Source organism: Desulfosporosinus metallidurans (assembly GCF_001936615.1).
GTDB classification, from domain to species: Bacteria; Bacillota; Desulfitobacteriia; order Desulfitobacteriales; family Desulfitobacteriaceae; genus Desulfosporosinus; species Desulfosporosinus metallidurans.
In genome coordinates this window covers 1-9,093 of the sequence record NZ_MLBF01000091.1, presented here as the reverse complement: position 1 = coordinate 9,093, position 9,093 = coordinate 1, and the positions used below count along the sequence as shown (strand labels likewise).

The window sequence follows — 9,093 nt, the reverse complement described above, 5'->3', positions numbered from 1 at the left end:
CGAACACGGAAGTTAAGACCTCCAGGGCCGATAATACTTGGGGCGCAGGCCCCTGGAAACGTAGGTCATCGCCAGGTAACAAGCAAAGAGACTATCTCTAACGAGGTAGTCTTTTTTGTGCTACTGAACACTGGATTAGGGTTTCGAATGGAAGCCGGGGTTCCACCCGTTCGATCCACACGGCAGGAGTTTTCGTTATGAGTCGCCGTGTGGCGATAGTCTCACCTTCGCCACGAAGTGTTTCTTTTGGGTGGGTGGCTCGGCGATACTCTCCACTGGAGACTATCGTGACTATCGTATACCGAACACGGAAGTTAAGACCTCCAGGGCCGATAATACTTGGGGCGCAGGCCCCTGGAAACGTAGGTCATGCTAGGTAAATAAGCAGTTTTAAGTTCATCAGCCAGTAATCGATTTTTGTCTAACATCCTTATCCGTTATTGATCGACCTAATTCGCTTATAGATTTCCCCCCATTGGAAGCAGAAGAACCGTCCCCGTGCTTCCTTGACTATACCCGTATAGGGTATTATAATCAGGAATTAAAGGGGAAAAGCGAAATCGACTTTTTGGATGAGAAATTAACAAGGAGGGAAATCAATTGGCAAATAGCATTTCATTCGGGGACTATGCCATTGTGGCCTGCGGAACTATGATCCCGGAATTAAATTATCTAAAAGAAACCGGTTTCCTGGATGTGCAAGCGATTTATACTGCTCCGGGACTTCATCAGGTTCCCGACGAATTAGAAAATCAATTACAAAAGCAATTGGAAATAGCTAAGAAAAGCGCTAAAAAAATAATTGTGGTCTACGGAGGCAAGTATTGTTACATCAACATTCGCAATCCATATCGAACCATCGATACCGTCATTGAAGAAATGCGGGAAGAGGGGTACTACATCGCCCGAACCGAGGTGGAAAACTGTCTGGACATGTTGGCTACCGTGGACGAAAGAGAGACATTGGCCGAAGGGCAAAAAGTTTGGTTTTGTACGCCAGGGTGGCTGAAATACCGCGATATGGTCTTTAAGGGCTGGGATAAAGCAAACGCGAACGAGAACTTTCCACAGTATACCGGCGGAGGGATCATGCTTGATCCAATAGGCTTCTTTAATGATTATGCCATGGAACATGTCGAGGAAATCTTAGACTTTTCCGATTGGGCCTCTATACCATTGGAAGGCCGCACAGTCGGATTGGATCGCCTAAAAAACGTTTTAATTAGTGCGATGGCCGAAGAGGACAGACTGTGAGATATGGGCGAAAATAAGGAGATCGGGTAATGAAAGATGTCATTATGTTTACCTCACAAACCTGTCCTTCTTGTAAGATAGCAAAAAACTTCCTTTTCCAGAATAAAATTCAGTTTACGCAAAAGGACATTAACGTTGATGCTAAAGCAAGAGAGGAATTGCAGCGGAGAAATATTAGTGGAGTCCCTACGTTTCTTATTGGAAAAGACTTTGTTACGGGGTTCAACCCGGCAAAGATTTTAAAACTTGTCGACCATCGAGTTATTGAATGCAAAAAATGTTCAACAAAAATGCGTGTTCCAATTAACAAGGGTACAATTAAGATTAAGTGCACGCAGTGCGCACATGAATCTAACGTTGACACACAAATATAGTTAAAGCCCTATCCACTAACTGGATAGGGCTTATATAGGCTTTATACGAGTAAAATTAGAAAATATGTTTAGGCAGGATAATATTGCTAAGGATTTATTTAAGCGTTTAGGTGAAACGGGGTTGTATGTATTTTCCCAGTAAACTTGATTTCTTGGACGATGTTGGATATACTCAAATTGAGCATATGCTCAATTTAGCTGATACAATACCAGGGTGGCGTTGTTTAGAAAGGGATACAGTGTCATTTTTACTGAACAGATCAAGAAGAACAGTGGTCAAAAGCTAGCAGACCTTGTAAGAATAAGTCAGATGGATATAAAGGAGAAAATTGGACATGGGAAACGTTTTAGCTATTCATGTCAGTGCCGAACGGGGAATCATAAAAACTGATGTTGCGGAAGTTAAAGTAGTTGAGGGTTGGGGTCTAGAGGGAGATGCTCACGGGGGAGATTGGGATCGTCAGGTTAGCATTTTTCCTATAGAAGCCTTGGACAAGGTGCCTCAGGAAAAAAAGGCGGAGGTTCTTGCGGACGGGTATACTGAGAACTTCACGGTCTCTGGTTTGTCGTTAGAAGACCTCTCCGCGGGATGCCTGTTGAATTTGGGGGAAGCTGAAATCGAGATTCTTTACATTGGGAAAGAGGAATTTAAAGAGAAAGGAAGACCGTATATCGTAAGTCGTGAAGGGCGATTTGGTCGTGTACGCCTTGGCGGAACCGTTCGGGTAGGCGATCCAGTGGAAGTAAAGAAAACTCCCTCTAAGTGATGGTAACTGAACTGCACAGCGTGAAATGGGTTAAGGTGGTGGACAATTAGCTACCGTACAATGAAAATTTTTTTACTCATAACATCAATAAAATTATTGAGTAAAATTAAATTATACTTTATTACTTAGGGGCTAATATTCTGTATCGGAACATATCATCCCACAGGTAAGAAACGAAGCGTAGTTGGAGAGAACTTAGGGTTTATCGATTGCGACTTCGGGTGAAGAAAGGATGAAGTAAGATGCGTATTGCAATTTCAACAGGGGGACGCGATCTCGACAAGTTTGTGGATGACCGGTTCGGACGGTGCCCGTATTTCCTGTTTTGTGATTCTGAAGATCCCCAGAGTACGGCGGAGTATAAAGACAATCCGGCGTTGTCCGGGACCGGTGGTGCAGGCATCGCTGCCGCAGAATATATGGCGAAGGAAAAGGTGGAAGTCTTAATAACGGGTAGTTTGGGTCCCAATGCTCTGCGAGTGATCGAGGCTGGGAACATACCGGCTTACACTGCAAGCGAAAGCATGACACTTATTGAGGCCATCATGGCTTGGAAAGAGGGCCATTTGGTTAAGATCAGTGAATCTGGCGCAGCACATGCCGGAGAACGTTAAAGAAAAACGTTCGGAGAAATGGCTTGTCTAGGGAGGAATTTGAATGAGGTTGGCCGTGCTTAGTGGCAAAGGGGGAACCGGCAAAACGACTGTAGCAGTGAATCTGGCTCTCAGTTTGGCTCCTCATCGTCAAACGACCTATGTTGACTATGATGTGGAAGAACCAAACGGATTTATATTTTTGCACCCGCAAATCAGAACTACTTCTACGGTTTTTTTACCGTATCCTAAAATCAATGGGGCGTGCACGCTGTGTGGAAAGTGCAGCGAGGCTTGTCAATATCATGCGTTAGCGGTTGTCGGAGACCAAGTATTGGTTTTCCCAGAACTGTGTCATGGCTGTGGCACATGCGGAATCGTTTGTCCTGTAGGGGCTGTGGATGAAGTGAAGCGACCGCTTGGGCAAATAGATGAGGGAGAACGAGGCGGTTTGCAATGTTTACAAGGAGTATTAAAAGAAGGGGAATCCCTCTCTGGCCCCGTGATTCGGGAGTTGCGCCATCACGAAAAGGGACACACCTCGCAAGTGGAGGAGGTAGTAGTGGCCGATTGTCCTCCAGGGAGTTCCTGCAGTGTGATCCACTCCGCTGAAGGAAGCGACTTAGCGCTTTTAGTGACGGAGCCCACGCTCTTTGGCCTGCATGATTTAAAGATTGCCGTTCGACTCATGCGAGAAATGGGTTTAGATTTTGGGATTATTATCAATAAAGACGATGGAGGCCCCCTCATTCGGGAGTATTGCACAATCGAGGACATTACCCTCTTAGGTAGTATTCCCTTTGATTTGGAAATTGCCAAAATATACTCCCGAGGGCTGAACTTAATGCACGAACCTAAGTGGGACGATTTGTTCAAGATGCTGAGCGAGCGTATTGTTACTGAAGTCAACCAGAGGAGAGCTGGGGGGGAGAGAGCATGAAGCAGATTGCCATTATTTCAGGCAAAGGAGGAACTGGGAAGACAACGGTTGCGGCGGCGTTCACTGAGCTGGCGGAATCAATGATTGTCGCGGATTGCGATGTTGAAGCTCCCAATTTACATCTGGTTCTTGCGCACCAAGTCAAAAAAGAAACGGAATATGTAGGAAATCAGACGGCTCGTATCGATAACACGCTCTGCATCAATTGTAAGCGCTGTGAGGAAGTATGTCGCTACGAGGCAGTCACTGAAAAAGTTCACGTTCCTTATATTGATTCAAAACGTTGTGAAGGATGCGCTGCCTGTGTCTATGCTTGTCCCACTCAAGCGATTCAGCTTTATCCCGAGGGGACTGGGAAAGTCTTTCTGTCGGAAACCAATGTGGGGGATTTTGCTCATGCGGAGCTGTACTTAGCGGCAGACGGTTCGGGGAAGTTAGTGGCGGAGGTGCGACGCTTGGCTCGGGATGAGGCCCGACGCCAGAACAAGTCGGTGCTGATCGACGGATCCCCGGGAATTGGATGTGTGGTGATTTCCACAATCACCGGCTGTCAGCAGGTACTCGTAGTCACTGAACCCTCTCAGTCCGGTAAACATGATTTGGAGCGAGTCATCAAGGTGACAGGGCATTTTAAAATTCCAACGCAAGTTATTATCAATAAATGGGATGTCAACCCTGAGGTCTCAAAGGAAGTCGAGGATGCTTGCTCGCAGCTTGACGTAGCGGTCATTGGCAAAATCCCTTTTGATCCGATGGTTCCCCAAGCAATCGCTTTGGGCCACCCAATTACCCGTTATGAAAGTCCGGCTGCGGAAGAGTTGCGTGCGATCTGGGCTAAAATTGCCCCTGAACTAAAAGACTAGTTACTTTGCCTTCAGGGACGGGGGCGCCGATCACGGTGCTTAAGGACTAAGGCCCTTGTTTAAATAGAAACTTTAAACAAGGGCCTTTCTTTATGGGTGAGCAGAAGAAGTTATAGCTCTGAATAATATCAGGAATTATCCGTATAGATTACATGTAAGATAGAGCTAGCTCTTAAATATGGTTCGCTTTGAAACCGGGTTAAGGGAAAAGTCCTTATTCGGTCTTTTTTTTGTTATAATAGGGATAGCTCATTTAGTTACATGACTTAAGGAGATGTTAGTTATTATGTTGAACAAAGCCTTGGAGGTTCTGCATAGGTATTTCGGGTATACCCAATTCCGGGATGGCCAGCAAAAAGTGATCGAAAGTTTACTCCGGGGTACGGATACATTAGCCATAATGCCAACAGGGGCTGGGAAATCGCTAGCCTACCAAATCCCTGCCCTGTTATTTGAGGGGACAACACTCGTTATTTCACCGTTAATTTCCTTGATGAAAGATCAGGTGGACGCGCTACTGCAATATGGGGTTCCGGCCACCTTTATTAATAGTTCGTTATCACTAAAAGAAGTCAGGTCACGAATTGAACGAGCAGCACGTGGGGAATTTAAACTCTTGTATATTGCGCCTGAACGTTTGGAATCGGAAAGTTTTCGAAGCCTCTTGGGGACGCTGCATGTCTCATTTTTGGCCATTGATGAAGCACATTGTGTTTCTCAGTGGGGACATGATTTTCGCCCCAGTTACCTTCAACTTGGATCTTTTCTCAAATCATTGTCCAGTCGGCCGTTAATTGGGGCTTTCACCGCGACAGCAACCGAGGAGGTCCAGATAGATATCGTTCGGCTGTTGGAGTTAAACGCGCCAAATGTTTTTGTTTCTGGTTTTGACCGTCCGAACCTCACGTTTTCTACGCTTCGAGGGGAAAATAAGAAGGTTTTTGTATTGGAGTACGTGCAAGTGCATGCCGACCAGTCTGGAATTATTTATGCCGGAACGCGCAAAGAGGTGGACAACCTGCATGCGGTCTTCATTAAAAATGGTCTAAAGGCGGGAAAATATCACGCAGGGATGACGGATGAAGATCGCAAAAAAAACCAAGAGGATTTTCTCTTTGATGAAAGAACGATTATGGTTGCCACTAATGCGTTCGGAATGGGAATTGATAAGTCCAATGTTCGCTATGTCATTCATTATAATATGCCGAAGAATATGGAAGCTTATTACCAGGAGGCGGGGCGTGCCGGGCGGGACGGAGAACCAGGGGAGTGTCTTTTGTTATTTTCTCCGCAAGATGTGGTGTTGCAAAGATATCTCATAGAACAGACTATTTTTCAGCCGGAGCGAAAAATGAATGAGCTGAAGAAGCTTCAGGGGATGGTCGATTATTGCCATACCCCTCGTTGTTTACGTAAGACGATCCTGGAGTATTTTGGAGAAGAAAACATTCAAGAAGAATGTGATAACTGCAGTAATTGTAATGACGAGCGTGAGTTGGTAGATATTACGGTGGAGGCCCAAAAAATATTTTCCTGTATTTATCGGATGCGTGAGCGTTTTGGAATCGGTATGGTGGCTGATGTTTTAAGAGGATCTCGCAATAAGAAGGTCTTGGAGCTGAGATTTGACGAACTTACAACACATGGGATTATGCACGAAGTTCCACTTCAAGAAATAAAAGACCGCATCAACTATTTAGTGGCGGAGAATTATTTGCAACTATCAAATGGAGAGTACCCTGTGGTAAAACTCCAACCTAATGCAGTTTCGGTGATAAAAGGGGAAGCGAAGGTCAGGCAGAAAGTGTCACGGTTGCCTTCTCGTAAAGAAGCAGAAGAGGTCAGCTTGTTTGATCGTTTGCGTGCCCTTCGGAGGGAAATCGCCCGGCGGGAAAACCTTCCTCCCTATATGATCTTCGCAGATAGTACCTTGAGAGAAATGGCTCAGGTCTGTCCCAAAGATCGTCGGGCGATGATTCGGATCAGTGGGGTTGGAGAACGAAAATTGGAGAAGTATGGGGACGACTTTTTAGCAGGCATACGGAGCTTTCATGAGGAGGCTGTCAGTGGAGGGGTGTCGGGTGACGCTAGATCTGCCACAATCTCAGTAGTAAAAGACGTGTTAAATCCTGAAATTGGCCTACCTCCGAAGTTGCCCAGTCATTACCAAACCTTTCAGTTATACCAGGAGGGGTACTCCATAGAGGATATAGCGAAAGTCAGAAAAATTACTGTTCTTACTGCACAGGATCATCTTGTGCGTTGTAGTCTTGAGGGACATGCCGTACCTTGGGATGACTTTATTCCTGCTGAACAAGAATCTCCTATTTTGGAGGCTGTTCGTCAAGTAGGACGAGAAAAATTGCGACCGATTAAAGATCTTCTCTCAGACGAAGTGGAGTGGTTCACGATTCGGGCAGTATTGGAGAAACATAAAGCTGTAGCTGAGTAGGAAAACTATATATGCTCACATTTGTAGTTTATTGTGATAGAGTGGAAGCAGATTTTAGAAGTTTGAAGGAGTTTTAGATACATGCTCAATAAGGAAGAAGTTCCTGTTCGTAAACACATGAAAACGAATCGCACCGTTGTTTTGGCCAGCATTATGTTAGCGATGTTTATGGCTGCCATTGAGGGAACAATTGTAGCGACAGCAATACCTAGCATTGTCGGAGATCTCGGAGGTTTCTCCCTTTTCAGTTGGGTATTTTCTTCGTTTCTTTTGGCTCAAGCTGTCACAATCCCGATTTATGGTAAACTTGCTGACTTGTACGGACGAAAGCCTGTTTTCGCGTTCGGAGTTGCCATTTTCCTTGTTGGTTCGGTGCTTTGTGGGTTTGCCAAAACAATGAATATGCTTATTCTTTTTCGATTCGTACAGGGTTTTGGGGCAGGAGCGGTGCAACCCATTGCCACCACGATAGTCGGGGATATCTTTAGTATGACAGAACGTGCGCGCATTCAAGGTTATATTTCTAGTGTTTGGGGAGTTTCTTCCATCATAGGGCCAGCGCTGGGGGCATTTTTTGTACAATATGTTCGTTGGTCCTGGATATTTTGGGTAAATGTTCCGATCGGCGTTTTTGCCGTGGCGGGAATTTTGTGTTTCCTTGGAGAGACGGTGGATAAAAAAGAACATAAAATTGACTACATTGGATCGGCGCTTATTTTTATCTCAATCAGTGCCTTAATGGTCGTCTTTATTCAAGCGGGAACTGTTTGGTCCTGGTTATCGGCTCCAGTCCTTGTATTGCTAGGATTATTTGCAGCGGGAGTTTATCTATTTATTTTGCAGGAGAAACGTGCTGCAGAGCCTATCATGCCCTTGGGAATCTGGAACAATTCCTTAATTATGGTTTCAAACTTAGCGACGTTGACGACCGGCGTTGTGTTAATTGGGATCTCTTCGTTTTTACCTAGTTATATTCAAGGGGTAATGGTAAAGTCCCCAATTATCGCGGGTTTTGTCCTTGCTTTCATGACGATGGGTTGGGTGATCGCGGCCACATTGGCAGGTAAGGTCATGTTCAAATTCGGGTTCAGACGTCTTGCGATCGTCGGAGGTATTTGGATTCTTGTAGGATCGATATTCTTTGTAACGTTGAGCCCGGAAAGAGGATGGCTATGGGCTGGAGTGGGTTCATTTCTAATTGGTATAGGGATGGGGCTCACTAGGACCGTTTTTATCGTAGGAATTCAAAATAGCGTGAAATGGGAGATGCGAGGAGTGGCGACTGCCTCTAACATGTTTATGAACATCTTGGGAAATACGATGGGGGCAGCAATTTTGGGTGGAATTTTAAATATTAAACTAGCGAGCTATCTGAAAGGGGTAGGTGGCGAGGGATTAAATGTGGACGTAGTTAATGTCTTGCTTGACCCGGTTAAGAGACAAACTCTTTCACATGGAGTCTTGGATATAATGACGACAGGGATGGCACTTGCACTGAAATATGTCTATTGGGGTTTGTTTGTATCGGCGGTATTAAGCTTTATTTTAGTCCTGTTTTATCCGGCAAAGGTAAGAAATGAAACATAAGGGAGGGAAATGAAGGTTGGCATCTTGATTCAAAACAGAAGTCGAAAAAGGTATTGACCTTTACAAAACATAGTGATATGATTTCAAACGTTGCTTCTCCCTGGCGAAAACTAGGAGATAAGAACGAAGAAAAAAATATGTTGACAACACACGTTGAAAAATGGTACTATAACTGAGCGCCACAAAGACGCACACTGATCTTTGAAAACTAAACAACAAGGACAGCCAATGAGAGGAACTCGGAAGAGTTTCAAAGAAACAAA

The 9,093-nt window shown here is 45.0% G+C and carries 8 protein-coding genes and 1 rRNA gene; all 9 read left to right on the top strand.

The window, feature by feature from the left end; genetic code table 11:
• Positions 1-77 (top strand): 5S ribosomal RNA (gene rrf, locus DSOL_RS30270); the annotation flags it as partial.
• Positions 78-600: 523 nt separating this feature from the next.
• Positions 601-1,254 carry a DUF1638 domain-containing protein gene (locus tag DSOL_RS24745; protein WP_083643032.1) on the top strand — a complete coding sequence of 218 codons (654 nt, stop codon included), beginning with the start codon at positions 601-603 and terminating at the stop codon, positions 1,252-1,254.
• A gap of 29 nt (positions 1,255-1,283) precedes the next feature.
• On the top strand, positions 1,284-1,628 hold the full coding sequence (locus DSOL_RS24740) for a glutaredoxin family protein (RefSeq protein WP_075367394.1): 345 nt from the start codon (positions 1,284-1,286) through the stop codon (positions 1,626-1,628).
• Between the two features lie 335 nt (positions 1,629-1,963).
• A complete protein-coding gene (locus DSOL_RS24735; RefSeq protein ID WP_075367393.1) occupies positions 1,964-2,395 on the top strand; it encodes an MOSC domain-containing protein in 432 nt (143 codons plus the stop codon).
• A 242-nt stretch (positions 2,396-2,637) separates the two neighbouring features.
• Positions 2,638-3,009: a NifB/NifX family molybdenum-iron cluster-binding protein gene (locus DSOL_RS24730; protein WP_075367392.1), complete on the top strand. Its 372-nt coding sequence runs from the start codon at positions 2,638-2,640 to the stop codon at positions 3,007-3,009.
• 43 nt (positions 3,010-3,052) lie between these two features.
• Entirely contained in the window at positions 3,053-3,928 is an 876-nt protein-coding gene (locus tag DSOL_RS24725) for a nucleotide-binding protein (protein WP_075367391.1), read from the top strand.
• Complete coding sequence (locus tag DSOL_RS24720) at positions 3,925-4,791, top strand: ATP-binding protein (protein WP_075367390.1); 867 nt, start codon at positions 3,925-3,927, stop codon at positions 4,789-4,791. The genes DSOL_RS24725 and DSOL_RS24720 overlap by 4 nt, the downstream gene beginning before the upstream one ends.
• 286 nt (positions 4,792-5,077) lie before the next feature.
• The gene (gene recQ / locus DSOL_RS24715; protein WP_075367389.1) at positions 5,078-7,243 is read left to right on the top strand and encodes a DNA helicase RecQ; all 2,166 of its coding nucleotides are present in this window, start codon (positions 5,078-5,080) and stop codon (positions 7,241-7,243) included.
• An 81-nt stretch (positions 7,244-7,324) separates the two neighbouring features.
• Entirely contained in the window at positions 7,325-8,830 is a 1,506-nt protein-coding gene (locus tag DSOL_RS24710) for an MDR family MFS transporter (RefSeq protein WP_083643030.1), read from the top strand.
• Positions 8,831-9,093: the final 263 nt, after the last annotated feature.

Excerpts from the sequence above, each read along its gene's own strand:
- DSOL_RS24740 (WP_075367394.1), top strand. The coding sequence starts at position 1,284 with ATGAAAGATGTCATTATGTTTACCTCACAAACCTGTCCTTCTTGTAAG.
- DSOL_RS24735 (WP_075367393.1), top strand. The coding sequence starts at position 1,964 with ATGGGAAACGTTTTAGCTATTCATGTCAGTGCCGAACGGGGAATCATA.
- DSOL_RS24730 (WP_075367392.1), top strand. The coding sequence starts at position 2,638 with ATGCGTATTGCAATTTCAACAGGGGGACGCGATCTCGACAAGTTTGTG.
- DSOL_RS24725 (WP_075367391.1), top strand. The coding sequence starts at position 3,053 with ATGAGGTTGGCCGTGCTTAGTGGCAAAGGGGGAACCGGCAAAACGACT.
- DSOL_RS24720 (WP_075367390.1), top strand. The coding sequence starts at position 3,925 with ATGAAGCAGATTGCCATTATTTCAGGCAAAGGAGGAACTGGGAAGACA.
- recQ (WP_075367389.1), top strand. The coding sequence starts at position 5,078 with ATGTTGAACAAAGCCTTGGAGGTTCTGCATAGGTATTTCGGGTATACC.
- DSOL_RS24710 (WP_083643030.1), top strand. The coding sequence starts at position 7,325 with ATGCTCAATAAGGAAGAAGTTCCTGTTCGTAAACACATGAAAACGAAT.